Annotated in this window: 17 protein-coding genes and 1 pseudogene; 10 read left to right on the top strand and 8 right to left on the bottom strand. The window is 73.5% G+C overall.

The features are described 5' to 3' along the window. Positions 1 to 24: 24 nt before the first annotated feature. Entirely contained in the window at positions 25 to 1,692 is a 1,668-nt protein-coding gene (locus BBH68_RS00195; RefSeq protein ID WP_065957928.1) for an AMP-binding protein, read from the top strand. Positions 1,693 to 1,725: 33 nt separating this feature from the next. Then, complete coding sequence (locus tag BBH68_RS00190; RefSeq protein WP_065957925.1) at positions 1,726 to 2,319, top strand: TetR/AcrR family transcriptional regulator; 594 nt, start codon at positions 1,726 to 1,728, stop codon at positions 2,317 to 2,319. Between the two features lie 36 nt (positions 2,320 to 2,355). On the opposite strand, the gene BBH68_RS00185 is transcribed toward BBH68_RS00190, so the two are convergent. Then, a complete protein-coding gene (locus BBH68_RS00185) occupies positions 2,356 to 3,570 on the bottom strand; it encodes an acyl-CoA dehydrogenase family protein (protein WP_065957923.1) in 1,215 nt (404 codons plus the stop codon). 7 nt (positions 3,571 to 3,577) lie between these two features. After that, complete coding sequence (locus BBH68_RS00180) at positions 3,578 to 4,600, bottom strand: phosphotransferase family protein (protein ID WP_065957921.1); 1,023 nt, start codon at positions 4,598 to 4,600, stop codon at positions 3,578 to 3,580. Positions 4,601 to 4,874: 274 nt separating this feature from the next. On the opposite strand from BBH68_RS00180, the gene BBH68_RS00175 reads away from it, so the two are divergent. Further along, positions 4,875 to 5,810, top strand: a complete 936-nt coding sequence (locus BBH68_RS00175; RefSeq protein WP_065957919.1) for an NADP-dependent oxidoreductase — start codon at positions 4,875 to 4,877, stop codon at positions 5,808 to 5,810. A 60-nt stretch (positions 5,811 to 5,870) separates the two neighbouring features. Here BBH68_RS00175 and BBH68_RS00170 read toward each other — a convergent pair whose 3' ends face one another. Genes BBH68_RS00170 through BBH68_RS00155 form a run of 4 tightly spaced genes read right to left on the bottom strand, consistent with a single transcriptional unit; the run spans position 5,871 to position 7,954 of the window. Continuing rightward, positions 5,871 to 6,197, bottom strand: coding sequence for a DUF202 domain-containing protein (locus BBH68_RS00170; protein ID WP_065957916.1), 327 nt, complete (start codon positions 6,195 to 6,197; stop codon positions 5,871 to 5,873). 4 nt (positions 6,198 to 6,201) lie between these two features. Further along, positions 6,202 to 6,630: a YidH family protein gene (locus BBH68_RS00165; RefSeq protein WP_065957915.1), complete on the bottom strand. Its 429-nt coding sequence runs from the start codon at positions 6,628 to 6,630 to the stop codon at positions 6,202 to 6,204. Between the two features lie 9 nt (positions 6,631 to 6,639). Then, positions 6,640 to 7,176 (bottom strand): NUDIX domain-containing protein, encoded by a 537-nt coding sequence (locus BBH68_RS00160; RefSeq protein WP_065957913.1) that lies wholly within the window; start codon positions 7,174 to 7,176, stop codon positions 6,640 to 6,642. A gap of 31 nt (positions 7,177 to 7,207) precedes the next feature. Continuing rightward, a complete protein-coding gene (locus BBH68_RS00155; RefSeq protein ID WP_141712938.1) occupies positions 7,208 to 7,954 on the bottom strand; it encodes a hypothetical protein in 747 nt (248 codons plus the stop codon). Positions 7,955 to 8,162: 208 nt separating this feature from the next. Between BBH68_RS00155 and BBH68_RS00150 the strand changes: the two genes are divergently transcribed. From BBH68_RS00150 to BBH68_RS00135, 4 genes are all read left to right on the top strand, one after another. Then, positions 8,163 to 9,818, top strand: a complete 1,656-nt coding sequence (locus BBH68_RS00150) for an FAD-binding dehydrogenase (protein WP_065957909.1) — start codon at positions 8,163 to 8,165, stop codon at positions 9,816 to 9,818. A gap of 87 nt (positions 9,819 to 9,905) precedes the next feature. Next, on the top strand, positions 9,906 to 10,694 hold the full coding sequence (locus BBH68_RS00145; protein ID WP_104531186.1) for a molybdopterin-dependent oxidoreductase: 789 nt from the start codon (positions 9,906 to 9,908) through the stop codon (positions 10,692 to 10,694). Beyond that, entirely contained in the window at positions 10,678 to 11,367 is a 690-nt protein-coding gene (locus BBH68_RS00140) for a cytochrome b/b6 domain-containing protein (RefSeq protein ID WP_079150710.1), read from the top strand. The genes BBH68_RS00145 and BBH68_RS00140 overlap by 17 nt, the downstream gene beginning before the upstream one ends. An 84-nt stretch (positions 11,368 to 11,451) precedes the next feature. Beyond that, complete coding sequence (locus BBH68_RS00135) at positions 11,452 to 12,498, top strand: glycoside hydrolase family 6 protein (protein WP_065957905.1); 1,047 nt, start codon at positions 11,452 to 11,454, stop codon at positions 12,496 to 12,498. 101 nt (positions 12,499 to 12,599) lie between these two features. On the opposite strand, the gene BBH68_RS00130 is transcribed toward BBH68_RS00135, so the two are convergent. Further along, positions 12,600 to 14,456, bottom strand: a complete 1,857-nt coding sequence (locus tag BBH68_RS00130) for a glycosyltransferase family 2 protein (protein WP_065957903.1) — start codon at positions 14,454 to 14,456, stop codon at positions 12,600 to 12,602. A gap of 365 nt (positions 14,457 to 14,821) precedes the next feature. Between BBH68_RS00130 and BBH68_RS00125 the strand changes: the two genes are divergently transcribed. Further along, on the top strand, positions 14,822 to 16,006 hold the full coding sequence (locus BBH68_RS00125) for a glycosyltransferase (protein ID WP_065957901.1): 1,185 nt from the start codon (positions 14,822 to 14,824) through the stop codon (positions 16,004 to 16,006). Here BBH68_RS00125 and BBH68_RS00120 read toward each other — a convergent pair. Continuing rightward, complete coding sequence (locus tag BBH68_RS00120; RefSeq protein WP_065957899.1) at positions 15,966 to 16,907, bottom strand: AraC family transcriptional regulator; 942 nt, start codon at positions 16,905 to 16,907, stop codon at positions 15,966 to 15,968. The two genes, BBH68_RS00125 and BBH68_RS00120, sit on opposite strands and share 41 nt — an antisense overlap. Positions 16,908 to 17,046: 139 nt before the next feature. Here BBH68_RS00120 and BBH68_RS00115 point away from each other — a divergent pair, with 139 nt between their 5' ends. Both BBH68_RS00115 and BBH68_RS00110 read left to right on the top strand, forming a co-directional pair. Next, positions 17,047 to 18,303, top strand: coding sequence for a cytochrome P450 (locus tag BBH68_RS00115; protein ID WP_245737827.1), 1,257 nt, complete (start codon positions 17,047 to 17,049; stop codon positions 18,301 to 18,303). Positions 18,304 to 18,398: 95 nt separating this feature from the next. Next, positions 18,399 to 19,205 (top strand): annotated as a pseudogene (locus tag BBH68_RS00110) (beta-ketoacyl synthase N-terminal-like domain-containing protein); the annotation flags it as partial. Between the last annotated feature and the right edge of the window lie 9 nt (positions 19,206 to 19,214).

The raw sequence follows: 19,214 nt of genomic DNA, 5'->3' as shown, positions 1-19,214 counted from the left end.
ACCCGAGCAGACAGGGCCGCACCCATGACCTCGACCTCGTACCAGGACCGGCCATGGCTCGGCCGGCTCACCGAGGCGCAGCGCGCGCCGATCCGGCCGCGGCCGAGCGTGCTGCACGCCTTCCGGGACGCCGTGCGGACCAGGCCCGACCGGCCCGCGATCGTCTACTTCGACGGGCGGCTGACCTACCGTGAGGCCGACGAGCTCTCCGACGGCCTCGCCGGCCACCTGGCCGCCCGCGGCTTCCGCCCCGGCGACCGGCTCGCGATCATGCTCCAGAACACCCCGCACTTCGTGCTCGCCCTGCTCGGCGCCTGGAAGGCGGGCGGCACGGTGGTGCCGGTCAACCCCATGTACAAGGCGGGCGAGCTGGGCCACATCCTGGCCGACGCCGAGGTGAGCGCCCTGGTGTGCGCCGCCCCGGCCTGGGAGGGGTACGTCCGCGCCACCGCCGCCGCCTCGCCCGTGCGCATCGCGCTCACCGCCGACCCGTACGACTTCCAGACCCGCGACGACCCGCGGGTGCTGAGCGGCGGGCGCGCCCTGGCCCCCGAGGACACCGACGACCTGCTGGCCGCCGCCCGCGGCGGCGCGCGGCCGCCGGCCGTGCCCGAGCCGGGCCGCGAGGACATCGCCCTCATCAGCTACACCTCGGGGACCAGCGGCACCCCCAAGGGCGCCATGAACACCCACGGCAACATCGCCTACAACGCCGAGCGGCAGTGCGTCGTCCACGCGCTGCCCGACGGCTCGGTCATCTTCGCGCTCGCGCCCCTGTTCCACATCACCGGCATGGTCTGCGAGCTGGCCACCTCCCTCGCCGAAGCCGGCACCCTGGCCCTGGCCTGCCGCTTCGAGCCGGGCGTGGTCCTGGACGCCTTCGCCGAGCACCGCCCCGCCTACACCGTCGGCCCCTCCACCGCCTTCATGGCGCTGATGGCCCACCCGGCGGCGACCCGCGACCACTTCGCGTCCTTCCGGCTCATCTCCTCGGGCGGCGCCCCGCTGCCGCCCGCGCTGGTCGAGCGCTTCGAGGCGGCCTTCGGCCCGTACATCCGCAACGGCTACGGCCTGACCGAGTGCACCGCCCCCTGCGCCAGCGTCCCGCCCGGCACCCGGGCCCCCGTGGACCCGGACTCGGGCACCCTGGCGGTCGGCGTGCCCGGCCCGGACGCCGTGGTGCGGATCATCGACGACGAGGGCCGGGACGTGCCCTTCGGGCAGCACGGCGAGATCGCGGTGCGCGGCCCCATGGTGGTGCCCGGCTACTGGCGGCAGCCCGAGGCCGGCGCCACCGCCCTGCCCGACGGGGAACTGCGCACCGGGGACATCGGCTTCATGGACCCGGACGGCTGGCTGTACGTCGTCGACCGCAAGAAGGACATGATCAACGCGTCCGGCTTCAAGGTGTGGCCGCGCGAGGTCGAGGATGTGCTGTACACCCATCCCGCCGTGCGCGAGGCGGCCGTCGTCGGGGTGCCCGACCCGTACCGCGGCGAGACGGTCAAGGCGTACATCAGCCTGCGGCCGGGCGCCGAGGCGGCGCCGGAGGAGCTGTCCGCGTACTGCGCGGAGCGGCTGGCGGCCTACAAGTATCCGCGTCGGATAGAGATCCTGCCCGAGCTGCCGAAGACGGCGAGTGGCAAGATCCTTCGACGGGAACTGCGGCAGGCGCCGCGCCCCCGGGAGTAGGGCGACCGGGCACGAGCGAGAGGGAGCGACCAGATGGCCAGGACGAGGGAGGACGACGGAACACCGGTACCGCAGCGCTTGCTGGCCGCGGCCACCCGCCTGTTCGCCGAGCGCGGCTTCGACCGGACCTCCGTCCAGGAGATCGTCGAGGCGGCGGGCGTCACCAAGGGCGCCCTCTACCACTACTTCGGCTCCAAGGACGACCTGCTGCACGAGATCTACGGGCGGGTGCTGAGGCTCCAGCAGGAGCGACTGGACGCCTTCGCGGACGCCGACGCCCCGGTCGAGCGGCGGCTGCGCGACGCGGCGGCCGACGTGGTCGTCACCACCATCGAGAACCTCGACGACGCGACGATCTTCTTCCGGTCCATGCACCACCTGAGCCCGGAGAAGCACAAGCAGGTGCGGGCGGAGCGGCGCCGCTACCACGAGCGGTTCCGCGCCCTGGTGGAGGAGGGCCAGCGGTCCGGGGTGTTCAGCTCGGACACCCCGGCCGACCTGGTGGTGGACTACCACTTCGGATCGGTCCACCACCTGGGCACCTGGTACCGCCCCGACGGGCCGCTCACCCCCCAGCAGGTCGCCGACCACCTCGCCGACCTGCTGCTGCGCGCCCTGCGGCCGTGACCCGGGGGCCGCGCACAGGTACTTCCTCAGCTCCCGTCACAGGTACTTCTTCAGCTCCCGCCGGGCGAGCGACCGCTGGTGCACCTCGTCCGGTCCGTCCGCGAGCCGCAGCGTCCGCGCCGCGGCCCACAGCTCGGCCAGCGGGAAGTCCTGGCTGACGCCGCCCGCGCCGTGCAGCTGCACCGCCCGGTCCAGGATGTCCACGACCGTGCGCGGGGTGGCGATCTTGATGGCCTGGATCTCGGTGTGCGCCGCCCGGTTGCCGACGGTGTCCATCAGCCAGGCCGTCTTGAGGACCAGCAGCCGAAGCTGCTCCACGGCCACCCGCGCGTCGGCGATCCACGCGTGGACCTGGCCCTGGTGGGCGAGCGGCCGCCCGAAGGCCGTACGGGACACCGCCCGGCGGCACATCAGCTCGATCGCGCGCTCGGCCATGCCGATCAGCCGCATGCAGTGGTGGATGCGGCCGGGGCCGAGGCGGGCCTGGGCGATGGCGAAGCCGCCGCCCTCCTCCCCGATCAGGTTGGCGGCCGGGACGCGCACGCCGTCGAAGACCACCTCGGCGTGGCCGCCGTGGTAGTGGTCCTCGTAGCCGTAGACCCGCATGGCCCGGCGCACCTCGACGCCCTCGGTGTCGCGCTCCACCAGCACCATCGACTGCTGACGGCGGACGTCGGGGTTCCCGGGATCGGTCTTGCCCATGACGATGAAGATCTTGCAGTCCGGGTTCATCGCCCCGGAGATGTACCACTTGCGGCCGGTGATGACGTAGTCGTCGCCGTCCCGCTCGATCCGCGTCTCGATGTTGGTCGCGTCGGACGAGGCGACCTCGGGCTCGGTCATCGCGAAGGCGGACCGGATCTCGCCCGCGAGCAGTGGCTCCAGCCACCGCTTCCGCTGCTCCTCGGTGCCGAACTGGGCGAGCACCTCCATGTTCCCGGTGTCGGGCGCGGCGCAGTTCAGGGCCGTGGGGGCGAGCTGCGGGCTGTGGCCGGTGATCTCGGCGAGCGGCGCGTACTGGAGATTCGTCAGCCCCGCCCCGTACTCCGCGTCGGGCAGGAAGAGGTTCCACAGGCCCTGCGCCCGGGCCTTCGCCTGCAGCTCCTTGACGACCGGCGGGGTGAGCCAGGGGGAGTCCAGCCGGGCGCGCTGCTCCTCGGCCACCGCCTCGGCCGGGTGGACGTGGTCCGCCATGAAGGCGAGCAGCTTGGCCCGGAGCTCCTCGGTGCGGGCGTCGAATGCGAAGTCCATGGCTGGGTCAGCCCTTCCGTAGCGTGGTGAGGCCGCTCTCGACGAACAGCGGGACGATCTCGCCGATGCGGTCGAAGCCCGCGCCGACGGTCTGGCCGAGGGTGAACCGGTAGTGGATGCCTTCGAGGATCACGGCGAGTTTGAAGTAGGCGAAGGCGGTATACCAGGCGACGCCGCCGACATCGCGCCCCGAGCCCGCCGCGTACCGCTCGATCAGCTCGCGCGGCGCGGGGTGGCCGGGCGCGCCGCTGGTCGTGGTGATCGGCGAGTCCGCCACCTCCTCCTGCTCGCTGTACATCACCAGCAGGCCCAGATCGGTCAGCGGATCGCCGAGCGTGGACATCTCCCAGTCGAGAATCGCCTTGATCGTGTCATCGGCGCCCACGAGCACGTTGTCCAGCCGGTAGTCGCCGTGCACGACGGCCGGGGCGGGAGAGGCGGGCAGGGCCTTGGCGAGCGCCTCGTGCAGCTCGTCCACGCCGGGCAGCTCCCGGCTGCGGGAGGCGGCGAGCTGCTTGCCCCAGCGGCGCAGCTGCCGCTCCAGGAACCCCTCGGGCCGCCCGAAGTCGGCGAGGCCCACGGCGGCCGGATCGACGGTGTGCAGCTCCACCAGGGTGTCGACCAGACCGAGGACGACGCGGCGGGTGCGCTCGGGGCCGAGGGCGGCGAGCTGCCCGGCCGTGCGGTACGGGGTGCCCTCGACGAACTCCATGACGTAGAAGGGCGCCCCGAGCACCGACTCGTCCTCGCACAGCAGCACCGGCTCCGGAACGGGCACGCCGGCCGGGTGCAGCGCGCCGATCACCCGGTGCTCGCGCCGCATGTCGTGGGCGGTGGCGAGCACATGCCCCAGCGGCGGACGGCGCACCACCCAGCGGGCCGCGCCGTCGGTGACCTCGTAGGTGAGGTTCGACCGGCCGCCCTCGATCAGCGCGCCGCTCAGCGGCCCGCGCACCAGCCCCGGCCGCTCGCGGTCCAGGTGGGCGCGGAGCCGCGCGAGGTCGAGTCCTGGCGGATTGCCTGAGTTCATCGGGCCTTGGCCTCCATTGGGGGACGCGCGGACGGGCGCGGGACCGGACGGACGGCCCCGCATCATGATGCCGACCAGTCGGTATGGAGTCCAGTGCCGGGACGGCCGGGGTGAGCGGCCAGGTCGGTTTGCGCCGGGCCCGCCGGAGCAGGAGCGTCGAAGGACGGAGGCGTGGCGGCCGGCCGCGCCCACCGCCCCGCCCGCACACCGCGAAGGAACGCGAAGGAACGCGAAGGAACGCGAAGGAACGCGAAGGAACGCAAGGGAGCGCCCCATGAAGGCCATCACCTACCGTCGCTACGGCGGCCCCGAGGTCCTGGAGTACGGGGAGGTCGGCGAGCCCAAGGTCGGCCCCGACTCCGTCCTCGTCAAGGTCGTCGCCGCCGCCGTCAACCCGGTCGACTGGAAGGCGCGGCAGGGCTATCTCGACCCCGTCCTGGACGCCGTCTTCCCGGTCATCCCCGGCTGGGACGTCGCGGGCGTCGTCGAGCGGCCCGGCGCGGCGGTGACCGAGTTCGCGGCGGGCGACGAGGTGATCGGATACGTGCGCGAGGACTTCCTCTCCCGGGGCACCTTCGCCGAGTACGTCGCCGCTCCCGTGCGCACCCTCGCCCGCAAGCCACGGAACCTGACCTTCCCGCAGGCCGCGGGCATTCCGCTGGCGGGCCTCACGGCCTACCAGACGCTGGTCAAGGCGCTGAGGGTCACCGAGGGCGACACCGTCCTGGTGCACGCGGCCGCGGGCGGCGTGGGATCCATGGCCGTCCAGCTGGCCAGGCACCTCGGCGCCCGCGTCATCGGCACCGCCAGTGAACGCAACCACGCGTACCTGCGCTCGCTGGGGGCCGAGCCGGTCACCTACGGGGACGGGCTGGGCGAGCGGGTGCGGGCGCTGGCGCCGGACGGGGTGCACGCCGTCTTCGACACGGTCGGTGGCGACGCGCTCACCGAGTCCGTGCCGCTGCTGGCCGCCGGCGGGCGGCTGGCCTCCATCACCGACCAGGCGGTCCTCACCCACGGCGGCCGCTACGTCTTCGTCCGCCCCGACCCCGACGACCTCCAGGACCTCACCGACATCGCCGAGCGCGGCGCACTCGGCGTCGAGGTCTCGGCCACCTTCCCGCTGGAGAAGGCGGCCGACGCGCAACGCCTCAACGAGGAGGGCCACACCCGCGGCAAGATCGTCGTCACGGTCGGACGGGAAAGCTGACGGGCGGACCGGCGGAGGGGCCGGCAGACGGGCCGGCGCGGTCAACGCGTCGTCAACGCGTCAACGCGTCAACGCGGCGCCGAAGGCCGCGAGCGCCAGCGTGCAGCCTGCCGCCGCCGCGGCCGCCCGCGGGGACAGTGCGGGCGGCCGCGGCACGGACACCGCCCGGATGCGGCGGGCCGCCACACCCAGGAAGCACAGCCAGGCCAGCGCGGCGAGCGCCACGCAGAGCAGGGGGACCGGCCCGGTCCCGGCGCGCAGGGCCTGCCGGGCGGCGAGCGAGGTGGCGACGGCGCAGGCCAGCGTCGTACGCCGCCAGGCCAGCCGGGTCCGCTCGGGCTGCAGCCCGGGATCCCGCGGCGCGGCGGGCGAGGAGGGCCCGGGCATCGGCTCAGCCGCCCCAGCGGACCGCGACGAGGGCCACCATCACCAGGGCGATCACCCCGACGGCCAGCCCCAGCACCACCGGGAAGCGGGAGGCCGGCAGGTCCTCGCCGCGCCGCATCGCCCGCTCGCAGCGGATCCAGTGGTTGAGCGCCCGTATCGCGCACACCGCGCCCCCCGCCAGCAGCGTGAGCGCCGCCGCCAGCCGCAGCGTCCGGTCCGTGTCGGGCAGGAACTGGTCGATCGCGAAACCCCCGCCCACCAGCGCCATCGAGGTGCGCAGCCAGGCAAGGAAGGTGCGCTCGTTGGCGAGGGAGAAGCGGTAGTCGGGGGTCTCCCCCTCGGCGCGCAGCCGCTCAGGCGCGAACCACAGCCGCACATCCGCGACGACGGAGGCGAGCCTGCCCCGGCCGGGCGTGCGGTCGGTGTCGATCATGGGACAAGCCTACTCGCGGCGCCAGTCCAGCAGCCGCCGGTAGGCCTCCGCCCCGTCCGGCACCCACTCCCACTCCGCCAGCCGCCGCGCCAGTTCCTCCTCGGTCAGAAAGTCGTGCCAGGCGATCTCCTCGGCCTGCGGGGAGACCGGCGGCTCGCAGCGGACCTCGTAGACGCGCGACCACCAGGTGTGCTCGGGCGTGTCGTAGAGGAAGGAGAACAGCGGCGTCGGCGCGGGCAGCCCGGACACCCCCAGCTCCTCCTCGGCCTCGCGCAGCGCCGCCGCGTCGTACGACTCGCCGGCGCCCACGACGCCGCCGACGAACATGTCGTACAGGGAGGGGAAGACGAGTTTGCCGGCGGTGCGGCGGTGCACGAAGATCCGGTCCGCGCCGTCCCGCGCCAGCACGAAGACGGTCCGGTGGCGCAGCCGGCGGGCCATGGCGTCGGCGCGTCTGGCCCGCCCCACCACCCGGTCCCGCTCGTCCACGATGTCCAGCAGCTCGTCGGCGGAACGCGGCTGTCGCGGCGACTCGTTGTCCGGCATGCCGCCATCCAAGCAGAACGGCGGCGGGTGGTCAGCGGCGCCCCGGGCTCCCGCCGGGGTAGCCCGACCCGCCGTGGTGGCGCCCCCCGCGCCCGTAACCGTCGTAACCCGACCCGTCGTAGCCCGATCCGTCGTAGCCCGACCCGCCGTAACCCGATCCGCCGTGGCCGTCGTCGCCGGAGCCGTACCGGTCCGCCCACTCCCGCGCCCAGCGGGCCGCCTCCTCCGAGTCCCACCGCCCGTCGCCCGAGCCTCCCCAGCGGGACGGCCAGGACGGGTGCGAGGGCCCGGTGCGGGTCGGGGGCGAGGTGTGCGCGGGCGCCCGGGACGGGGCCTGCGCCCGGGGCTGTGCGGCCGGGGCCTCGGCGGCCGCCGGGGGAGCGGTGCGCGACGCGCCCGGCAGCGGCTCGGCGCCGACCGCCGAGTCGGCCACCGGGACGATGTCGTCCTCGCCCGCGTCGGGCGCCGAGGACGGCGCGTCCTGCGGGGGCGCGGCGGTGGCCTCCCGGCCGTCCTTGCCGAGCATCAGGAGGAGCGCCGTGGCGGCGCCGGTGGCGGAGAGCAGGATCGCCCCGGCCGCGGCCTTGCGCCGGTCGCTGACCGGCCGGCGGCGGGCGTGCCGGGGGCCGACCACCTCGCCCCGCAGCACCTGCGGCTCCTCCGCGGCGGCGGACCCGGCGAGCTCGACCGGCTGGGGGCCCGGAGTGACCAGGGTAGGACTCACCACCCGCCGGTCCGCGCTGCGCGGATGCGGGGGAGAAGGATGGTGGTCAGCCATGGCGCCTGATGATGCCCGCCCGCCGAACCCCTGTCCATCTCGCCGACGCATTGCGCCCGTTATGTGGCACAAGGTGGTGCGGCGGCGTCCGCCGCGCCCGGGTTGACGCCATACCGGCCGGTAGGCAGGATCGACCGACACCGCCGGTTCCGGCACCGCCCGGCCGTCGGCCTTCCTCGCACGCTCCTGACGAGACGGGACATCGGATATGGCGTACGACGCGGATGTGATCGTGGTCGGGGCGGGGCTCGCGGGGCTGGCGGCCACCGCCGAACTGGCCGACGCGGGCCGCACGGTGATCCTGCTGGACCAGGAGCCCGGACAATCGCTCGGCGGCCAGGCCCACTGGTCCTTCGGCGGCCTCTTCCTCGTCGACTCGCCCGAGCAGCGCCGGCTGCGCATCCGCGACAGCCGCGAACTGGCCTGGCAGGACTGGCTGGGCACGGCCGGCTTCGACCGCGAGGAGGACCACTGGCCGCGCCGCTGGGCCGAGGCCTACGTGGACTTCGCGGCCGGCGAGAAGCGGGCCTGGCTGCACGCCCAGGGGCTGCGGCTGTTCCCGCTCGTCGGCTGGGCCGAGCGCGGCGGCTACGACGCGACCGGCCACGGCAACTCCGTCCCCCGCTTCCACATCACCTGGGGCACCGGCCCCGGCGTCGTCGCCCCCTTCGAGCGGCGGGTGCGGGCCGCGGCCGCCCGCGGCCTGGTCGACCTGCGCTTCCGGCACCGGGTCACCGGGCTGTCCCGCAGCGCGGGCGCCGTGGACACCGTCACCGGCGAGATCCTGGAGCCGAGCGACGCCGAGCGCGGCACCCCCAGCAGCCGCGAGGTCACCGGCGCCTTCGAACTGCGCGCCCAGGCCGTGGTCATCACCTCCGGCGGGATCGGCGGCAACCACGACCTCGTACGCCGGAACTGGCCGGAGCGGCTCGGCACCCCGCCCGAGCGGATGCTCTCCGGCGTCCCCGCGCACGTGGACGGCGAGATGCTGGGCGTCGCCGAGGCGGCGGGCGCCCGGCTGATCAACCGCGACCGGATGTGGCACTACACCGAGGGCATCGAGAACTGGGACCCCATCTGGCCCCGGCACGCCATCCGCATCCTGCCAGGCCCCTCCTCGCTGTGGTTCGACGCCCGCGGCCGCCGGCTCCCCGTGCCGCTCTTCCCCGGCTTCGACACCCTCGGCACCCTCGAACACATCATGCGGACGGGCCACGACCACACCTGGTTCGTCCTCACCCGGAAGATCATCGAGAAGGAGTTCGCGCTCTCCGGCTCCGAACAGAACCCGGACCTCACCGGCAAGAGCGTCCGCGACGTGCTGAACCGCGGGCGCGGCGGGGCCCCGGGCCCGGTCCAGGCGTTCATGGACCACGGAGCCGACTTCATCGTCGAGCGCTCCCTCACCGGCCTCGTCCGGCGGATGAACGAGCTCACCAAGGAACCGCTGATCGACGAGGCCGAGCTGCGCCGCCAGATCCTCGCCCGCGACCGGGAGATCGCCAACCCCTACACCAAGGACCTCCAGATCACGGCCCTGCGCGGCACCCGCAAGTACCTCGCCGACCGCCTCATCCGCACCGCCGCCCCGCACCGCATCCTCGACCCCAAGGCGGGCCCGCTGATCGCGGTGCGCCTGAACATCCTGACCCGCAAGACGCTGGGCGGCCTGGAGACCGACCTGTCCGCGCGGGTGCTCACCGAGGGCGGGGAGCCGCTGCCGGGCGTGTACGCGGCGGGCGAGGCGGCCGGCTTCGGGGGCGGCGGGGTCCACGGCTACCGCTCCTTGGAGGGCACCTTCCTCGGCGGCTGCCTCTTCTCCGGCCGGACGGCGGGCCGCGCGGCGGCGAAGGCGGTGGGGTAGGGCGCCGGGGCGCCAACTCTGACGGAAGTGTGACGGACGGCCGAAGACCCTGGCACCCAGCGCCCCGGGAGTGCTCTCATCAAGGGCATGGATCGCAACACAGGCGCCGCGGAGCACCCCTCCGCCGACCCGGACACCGCCGATGCGGGGGCCACGGAACGAGGCGCCGACGCCTCCGGCAGCCCCGTCGGCCGCCGTGTCATCCTGGGCATGCTCGGGCTCGGGGCGGCCGGCATGGCCGCCGCGCCCTGGCTGGAGCGCCGGCTGGACACCGTCCTGGCCGCGGCCGCGGACAAGGATCCCACTGGGGTGACCGGGCTGCTCCCGGGCGCCGGGGGGTTCCGCTACTACTCGGTGACCTCCTCCGTCCCCCACAAGGACGCGGACAGCTACCGCCTGACCGTCAGCGGGCTCGTGGACCGGCCCGCCGGCTACCGGCTCGCCGACCTCCGCGCGCTCCCCCAGCACCGGATCGTGCGCGACGTGCAGTGCGTCACCGGCTGGCGCGTACCGCACACCTCCTTCGAGGGCGTGCGCCTGGCGACCCTGCTGGAGGCCGCCGGGGTCCGCCCCGGGGCCGGGGCCGTCCGCTTCACCTGCTTCGACGGGGCGTACAGCGAGAGCCTGACCCTCGAACAGGCCCGCCGGGACGACGTCCTGGTGGCCCTGCGGATGCGGGACGAGCCGCTGGGCCACTCCCACGGCGGCCCGGTGCGGTTGTACGTCGCCCCGATGTACTTCTACAAGTCGGCGAAATGGCTCTCCGGTATCGAGGTCACCCGCGAGGTGCGGCCCGGCTACTGGGAGCACCGCGGCTACGACGTGGACGCCTGGGTCGGCACCTCGAACGGACGCGACGATGCCCCCACGGCCTGACGCCCGTCCCGGCGCCGCCGCCCCCGCGCGCCCCCGGCCCCGGACGCCCCGCGCCCGGGTGGCGCGCTTCACCCGGGCCGAGCGCTGGATCCACCGCACCACCGCCGCCCTGATGGGCGCGTGCGTGGTGAGCGCGGCCTGCCTGTACCTGCCGCAGCTCGCCGAACTCGTCGGCCGCCGCGCCCTGGTGGCCACGGTGCACGAGTGGACCGGCCTCCTCACCCCGGCCCCGACGCTGCTGGGCCTGGCCTCCCGCGCCTTCCGCGCCGACCTCTCCCGCCTCAACCGCTTCGGCCCGCACGACCGCCGCTGGCTGCGCTCCGCGCTGCGGCGCGACCGGAGCGACGGGGCGCGCCCGGCGGGCAAGTTCAACGCCGGGCAGAAGCTCTACGCCGCCTCCCTCAGCGGCGCGGTGCTGGTGATGGCGGGCACGGGGCTGCTGATGTGGTTCACCGGGCTGGCCCCGCTGGTCTGGCGGACCAGCGCCACGTTCGTCCACGACTGGCTGGCCCCGGCCGTCGTCCTGCTGCTGCTCGGCCACATCGGCATGGCGCTCGGCGACCCGGAGGCCAGGCGCGGCATGCGCACCGGCACGGTCGACCGCGTCTGGGCGGCCCGCGAGCACCCGCTGTGGCGCACCGACGGGGACGGCGAGGACACACGCGCGAATTGAAAGCCGCCGCCCGCGCCCGATGCCATGATGCGACACGAGCCGTCGATTCCGAGGCCGGGAAATCCGGGGAAAAGGAATGCATGAATGGCCGTGAAAGATCCCGGGAGGGCCGTCGCGCGGTGCGGGGCGCGGGCCGCGGGATGCGCCGCCGCGCTCCTCGCGCTGAGCGGATGTCTCGGCACCTCGGGGGAGTCGGCCCCGCGGGGCGGGCTGTGGGTGAACCCGGACAACCCGGCGGCCCGGCACGCCCGTGAGCAGCGGCGGCAGGGCCGGTACGCGGAGGCGGAGCTGATGCGGCGGATCGCCAGGGAGCCGATCGCCGAATGGCTGGGGCCGAAGCCGCGCGAGCGGGTCGCGTTCCTCACCGAATCGGCCGCGCGCCAGGGCCGTACGCCGGTGCTGGTCGCCTATCAGATTCCGTACCGGGACTGCGGGAATTACTCCGCGGGCGGGGCGAGGAACGACACGGAATACCTGGACTGGATCCGGGAGGTCGTGGCCGGAATCGGCGAGCGGAAGGCGATTGTCGTACTGGAGCCCGACGCGGTGGCCCAGGTGGTGGACGGCTGTGTCCCGGAGCGGCTGCGCGGCCCCCGGCTGGCCCTGCTGCGCGACGCGGTCGCCATGCTCTCCGCGCTGCCCCGCACCCGGGTGTATCTGGACGCCGGGAACGCGGGCTGGATCAAGGACCCGGAGCGGCTGGTGGAGCCGCTCCGGGAGGCCGGCATCAACCAGGCGGACGGCTTCTCTCTGAACGTCTCGAACTTCCAGCCGACGCGGGCGACCCGCGCCTACGGCCGCCGGCTGTCCGCCCGCCTCGGCGGCACCCACTTCGTCATCGACACCAGCCGCAACGGCAACGGCCCGCTGTCCCCCGGCGCGGGCGGGGACGACGGCAAGGGCGGCGGCCCGGAGGGCGGGGGCGCGGGGGAGAACTGGTGCAACCCCCCGGGGCGGGCGCTGGGCGAGCCGCCGAGCACCCGCACCGGCGACCCCGCCGTCGACGCCTATCTGTGGATCAAGCGCCCCGGCGAGTCCGACGGCACCTGCAACGGCGGCCCACCGGCGGGCCGATGGTGGACGGAGTACGCGCTGGACCTGGCCCGCAACGCCGGCGCGGGCGAGAGGTGAGGGCGCGGGCGAGAGGTGAGGGCGCGGGCGAGAGGTGAGGGCGCCTGGCCGAGGAGGGCACGGACTCACGCGCGGGCACGGACTCACGCGCGGGCGCGGGCTCACGCGCGGGCGCGCGCCCGTCGCCGGGCGCCGGCGCGGGCCGTCGGCACCGCGAGGGCGGCGTGCCTCCGGCGCCGCGTCAGCAGCAGCCCGCCCGACCAGACGGCCAGCGGCGTCAGGCACAGCGCCAGCGCCAGCAGCGCCCAGGTGCGCATGGCCGCGTGGGTGTGGCCCAGGAACAGCGAGGCGATCAGCGAGCCGCCGAAGACCGCGCCCCACACCAGATGGATGCGGAAGGTGGACAGCTGGTCGGCGCTGGAGGAGTCGCCCTTGGGCGTGACCACGAACCGGCTCCGGCGCCGCAGCAGCGCGTCGCACAGCGACTTGGCGTAGATCGGGGCGGACAGGGCGGAGAGCAGCATCCCCGCCAGCCCGCCGGAGCCCTCCGGCTCGTGCGGGGACACGTTGTGCCGCCGGTTCCAGACGTACAGGCCGATCTGCAGCGCGGCGGCGTCGCCGTAGAGCATCATCCACATCTCCGCCGGGATGTGGATCCCGGAGGCGCCCAGCACCAAGAACAGCGCGCAGGACAGCGCCGACAGCATCCAGTTGAGCGCGGTCATCGGGTAGTACGCGATCATCAGCGAGTAGTTGAGCAGCTTTCCCGGGGACAGCGTGAACGGCCCCTTCCAGAACTGCTTGAGCACCGTCTCGTAGGTGCCCCGGCTCCAGCGCAGCTGCTGGGTGAAGAAGTCCGTCCAGGTGCTCGGGCCCTCCCCGACGGCCAGCACGTCCGGGGTGTACACCGAGCGCCACTTCTTCCGGGTGACGGGGTTGCGGCGGCGGTGCAGCTCGAAGCCGGTGGCCATGTCCTCGGTGATCGAGTCGTAGAGACCGCCGATGGACCGCAGCGCGGCGATGCGCACAGCATTGTTGGTGCCGACGAACATGGGGCCGCCGTACGCGTTTCCCGCCCGCTGGATCAGCGCGTGGAAGAGGAACTGCTGACTCTCGGCGGCCTTGGTGACCGCGGTGTCGTAGTTTCCGTACACCTGCGGGCCCACCACAAAGGCCACGTCCGGGTCGCGGAAGTACCCCATCATGCGCTCGAGGAAGTTGGGCAGCGGAACATGGTCGGTGTCCACACAGGCCATGAATTCATAGTCGTCGCCATGGGCGTCCAGCCAGGCATTGTAATTCCCGTGCTTGGTCCTGGCCCGGAAGGCTCCTTTCGGCTGATTCCACTTCTCGACGCCTTTGCGGGAGAAATGCCGCACGCCCAGACGCGCGCACAGCTCCCGGGCCTCCTCGTCGTTCCCCTCGTCCAGCAGCCATACGTCGAGCCACCCCGCGTGCCGGACCCGCTTCGCGCCCTCCAGCGTCGCCCGGACCATCTCGATCGGCTCCTTGCCGGGCACGAAGCTGGTCAGAAAGGCCACCCGGGTCCCCGGCTCGGCCACCACCGGCACCGGGTCGCGGGCCACCAGCGTGGCATGCGCGTTGGAGACCACGGTGAACAGGCGGAACGCCTCGATCAGCGCGATCGACACCAGCATCGTCCAGTCCGCGGCCCTCTCCCAGGCCGTCACATAGTCGCGGTGCACCCAGTGCTGCGGTTGCAGCAGCCACAGCAGCAGCAGCGCCGAACACACCGGCGCCGCGCACAGCAGCAGCGCCGCGCGGACCCGGTGCGGCTCCTGCGCCAGCAGGCTGCGGCAGCGCACCCGGTACGGGCGGCCCGGCGGGGGCTGGGTCAGCGGGCCCGCCAGCTGGCTGTACCGGTTGTACTCGTACCGTGCGGCCGGGCCCCGGCGGAAAGGGGAGTTCTCGTGGTGCGCGGGCCGTGCGGGAGGGGGTGCGGCGCAGGGTGCGGCGGCCTTCTCGGCCGTGTCTCTGACGGGGGTGGGTGCGGACATCTGGGCACTCCCGCGGGTCGTCGGGACGCAATATCGCGCGGCGATGACCCGGACGGCCTACATTCGTCATGTCATCGCGCGAGATGAGAAGGTAACAATCCCATGAGGAATGACTGTGCAAATCGGATTTTCGGCGCGCCCCGCCGATGTCCTGAGCGGGCCACCACCCCGACGGCCCATAACCGCGCGTCTTACGTGATTTACATCCCGTCGTCTGCGATGGTCGGAAGCGATTCAGCGTGCACGTTTCGACCGCGCGTTTCGGCCGTGGCTTTCGGCATGCGCCGGAGCGCCGGTTTCGGCCTGCGCGAGGCAGCGCGCGCCACCCGGCGCGCGGCACACGGAAGATGGGGCCCGGACGCCCGATGAGAGTGCTGCACATCATCTCGCGCCTCGGTGCCGGCGGCGCCGAACAGCAACTCAGACTGCTGCTGCGTCACTTGCCCGCCCGCTGCGACGTCCTCACCCTCGCCGCCCCCGGAGCCGCCGGCCACGGCATCCGCGCCGACGGCGTGCCCGTCACCCACCTGCCCGTGGGCGGCCGCGACCCCATGGCACCGGCCCGGCTGGCGCGGTTCATCCGCGGCGGCGGCTACGACCTGGTGCACACCCACCTCTACCGGGCCTGTGTCCACGGGCGGATCGCCGCCCGGCTCGCGGGCGTCGAAGCGGTGATCGCCACCGAACACAGCCTGGGCGAGCGGCACATCGACGGCCGGCCCCTCACCGTCGGCGTCCGCGCCCGCTACCTCGCCACCGAGCGCCTCGGGTCGGCGACCGTCGCCGTCTCGGCCGCCGTCGCCGACCGGCTCCGCGCCTGGGGCGTCGCCAACCACCGCATCCACCTGGTGCCCAACGGCCTGGACGCCGGCCGCTTCCGCTTCACCCCGGCCGCCCGGGCCGCCGCCCGCGCCCGCCTCGGCATTCCCGCCCACGCCTTCGTCGCCGGCGGCGTCGGCCGGCTGGTGGCGGCCAAGCGCTTCGACGTGGCGCTGCGGGCGGTCGCCGAGGTGCCCCAGGCCCGGCTGCTGCTGGTCGGGGACGGCCCCGAGCGCACCGCGCTGCGGGACCTGGCCGCCTGGCTCAAAGTGGCCGACCGGGTCCGGCTGCTCGGCGAGCGCGGCGGGGCGGTGGCCGGGACGGGGGACCGGCCCGCCGACCTCCCCGGACTGCTGGCCGCCATGGACGTCCTGGTGTCGCCCTCCTCCCAGGAGGCGTTCGGGCTCGCCGCCGTCGAGGCCCTCGCGGCCGGGCTGCCGGTGCTCCACACCGCCTGCCCGGCCCTCGACGAACTGCCGCCCGGCGCGGCCCCCGGCGCCCGCCGCATCGGCCCCGGCGCGGCCGCGCTGGCCGCCGCCCTGCACGAACGGGCCGCCACCGGACCCGCGCGGTTCCCGGTGCCCGCCGCGGTCGAGCGCTACGACATCGCCCGCACCGCCCGCCGCCTGGCGCTGCTGTACGAACGCTCCGTCAGCTGCGGCCCCGACGGCTGCGCCCGAGGCCCCGCGGTCACCCCGCGCTGGCCGCGGAGCGGTGCTCCCGCGGGCTGACCCCCCGCACCCGCTTGAAGGCGGCGCTCAGCGCGAAGGGGCTGCCGTAGCCGACCCGGCGGGCCACCGCCCCGAGGGTCGCCTCCGGCTCCCGCAGCAGATCGGCGGCCAGATCCAGCCGCCAGCCGGTCAGATACGCCATCGGCGGCTCGCCGACCAGTTCGGTGAAGCGGCGGGCCAGCGCCGCGCGGGAGACACCGGTCCGCTCGGCCAGCAGGGCCACCGTCCACGGATGGCCCGGGTTGTTCTGCAGCAGCCGCAGGGCCCGGCCGACCACCGGGTCGCCCAGCGCCCGGTACCAGGCCGGGGCCCCCGCCTCCGGCCGGGCGAACCACGACCGCAGGACCGAGATCAGCAGCAGGTCGAGCAGCCGGTCCAGGACGGCCGTCTGACCCGCCTCGTCCTTGACGATCTCCTCGCCCAGCCACGGCAGCAACGGCGAGTCGCACGCCTCACGCCCCAGCACCAGCAGCGGCGGCAGCGCGTCGAGCAGCCGCCGGCTGATCTCCCCGTCCATCCGGTAGGTGCCGATCAGCATCGTCGCCGAGCCCTGCTCGCTGTTGCCCCAGGTGCGCACGCCCAGCGCCATCCGCTCGGCCAGGTCCTCGCCCGCCGCGGTGCGGCACACCTCGCCGGGCAGGATCCAGGCCTGCGGCGCGGTGGCCGGATCGCCGGCGACCGTGTACGGGTCCGGGCCGCGCGCGACCGCCACGTCCCCCGGCACCAGCCGCCGCGCCGCGCCCCGCTCCGGGATCACCCATGCCTCGCCGCGCGCCATGGTCATCACACACAGGGGGGCGCGGTCCTCGATCCGTACGGACCAGGGCGGCTCCATCACCATCCGCAGCAGAAACGCGCCCCGGGCCCGCGGCCCGTCCAGCAGGCCGGCGAGTGGGTCCATCACGCCCCGAGGTTGACACCCCGTTCCTCCCGGCGTCAAACAAGGCGGCGCCCGTTGTTGTGTTAGGAACTCTTAAGACGCGGTTGCGAGACTTGCGCGGACCGGTTTTTGTACCTGTCCGAGCTTGAATCGAGGCGTTGTGTCTCCCACGGAAGCCACCCCCGCGTCGTCCGCCAAAGCCACCAGGCCTCCCGACTTCATGGATCCGTCCTTCTGGTTGCGGCCGCGTGCCGAGCGGGCCGAGGTGTTCGAGAGGCTGCGCGCGCTGCCGGGCCCGGAATTCGTACCGCCGCGCCTGCCCTGGGGTCCGTTGGCATCCGGCTATTACGCCCTGTCGAAACACGCCGACATCTGCGAGGTGAGCCGCCGCCCTCAGGACTTCTCCTCGGAGGGCGCCACGGCGATCCTGCCGCCGGAGATGGACGAGTTCTACGGCTCCATGATCAACATGGACAATCCTGAGCACTCCAGACTGCGGCGCATCGTCGCGCGGTCGTTCGGCCGTGGAATGGCACCCAAATTCGACACCATGTCGCGGCAGGTGGCCCGGCGCATCGTGGACGAGCTGATCGAGCGCGGGCCCGGCGACTTCATCCGCCCGGCGGCGGAGATGCCGATCGCCGTCCTCAGCACCATGATGGCAATTCCGGGTGAGGACTACGAATTCCTCTTCGAGCGGACGAACACCATCATGGGAGGGGCCGACCCCGAACTCGGCGCCGATCCCGAGAAGATGGCGGCGGCGGTGCTGGGAGCGCTGCGGGACCTCGGAGACTACATCGGACGGCTCCGCGACGACCGGCTCGCCCGCCCCGGCACCGATGTGATCACCAAGCTGGTCCAGGTGCAGGAGGACGGAGAGCAACTGACCAACCAGGAGCTGGTCTCGTTCTTCATCCTCCTCATCAACGCGGGCATGGAGACGACCCGCAACGCCATCGCCCAGGCCCTGGTTCTGCTGACCGACCATTCCGACCAGCGGCAACTCCTGCTGTCGGACTTCGAACTCCACGCGAAGGGCGCCGTCGAGGAGATCCTCCGGGTGGGCACGCCCATCAACTGGATGCGCCGGACCGCGACCGGCGACTGCGAGATGAACGGCCATCGGTTCCGCAAGGGCGACGAGATCTTCCTCTTCTACTGGTCCGCGAACCACGACGAGAAGGTCTTCGCGGATCCGTACCGGTTCGACATCACCCGGGACCCCAATCCGCATCTGTCGTTCGGCGCGGTGGGGCCGCACTTCTGCCTCGGTGCTCATCTCGCCCGGATCGAGATCATCGCCATGCTCCGCGAACTCCTCGCCTCACTGCCGGACATCCGCGTGGAGGGTGAGCCGGTCCGGCTGGCATCGAGCTTCATTGCGGGCTTCAAAGAGCTGAGCTGCACCTTCTGAACCACTCCTGGGAAAGCGGGAGGTCGGTTAGGACAGCTTAAGAGAAACCGTCAAGAATGATCTTATCTCGGCCCCGCAAAGAGGAGGCGCCAGCAATGGCGAAGGACGAGGCGAAGCTTCTCGACCACCTGAAGTGGGTCACGGCGGAACTGCGTGACACTCGTCGGCGTCTGCGTGAAGCGGAGTCCACGGAACCCGAGCCGATCGCCATCGTCGGAATGGGGTGCCGCTTTCCCGGCGGGGTCGAGAATCCGGACGGTTTGTGGCAGCTGGTGGCGGCCGGAGGCGAGGGGCTGACCGACTTTCCGGACGACCGCGGCTGGGACCTGGAGAACCTGTTCGACCCCGATCCGGACACCGCGGGTACGAGTTATGTGCGCCGGGGTGCCTTTCTGTCCGGCGCGGGGGGCTTCGACGCGGAATTCTTCGGTATCTCACCGCGTGAGGCGGTGGCGATGGACCCCCAGCAGCGGCTGCTGCTGGAGGTCGCCTGGGAGACGTTCGAACACGCCGGAATCGACCCGCACGGTCTCGTGGGCAGCAGCACGGGCGTCTACGCCGGGGTGACTTCGCAGGAATACATGATGCTCACCGCCATGGCCGGCAGTGACGTGGAGGGTTACGCAGCTACCGGCAACCTCGCGTGTGTGCTGTCGGGGCGGGTGTCGTATGTGCTGGGGCTGGAGGGTCCGGCGGTGACGGTGGACACGGGGTGTTCGTCGTCGCTGGTGGCGCTCCACTCGGCGGTTCAGGCCTTGCGTGGCGGTGAGTGCTCGCTGGCGTTGGCGGGCGGGGTCACGGTGATGGCCACCCCTGGTGCCTTCGTGGAGTTCTCGCGCCAGCGCGGGCTGGCGGGGGACGGTCGTTGCAAGGCGTTCGCGGCGGCGGCGGACGGGACGGGGTGAGGGTGT

It is taken from the genome of Streptomyces sparsogenes (assembly GCF_001704635.1).
GTDB classification, from domain to species: domain Bacteria; phylum Actinomycetota; class Actinomycetes; order Streptomycetales; family Streptomycetaceae; genus Streptomyces; species Streptomyces sparsogenes.
Note: the sequence above shows the minus strand (reverse complement) of the source record. Positions and strands in the feature narration are given on the sequence as shown.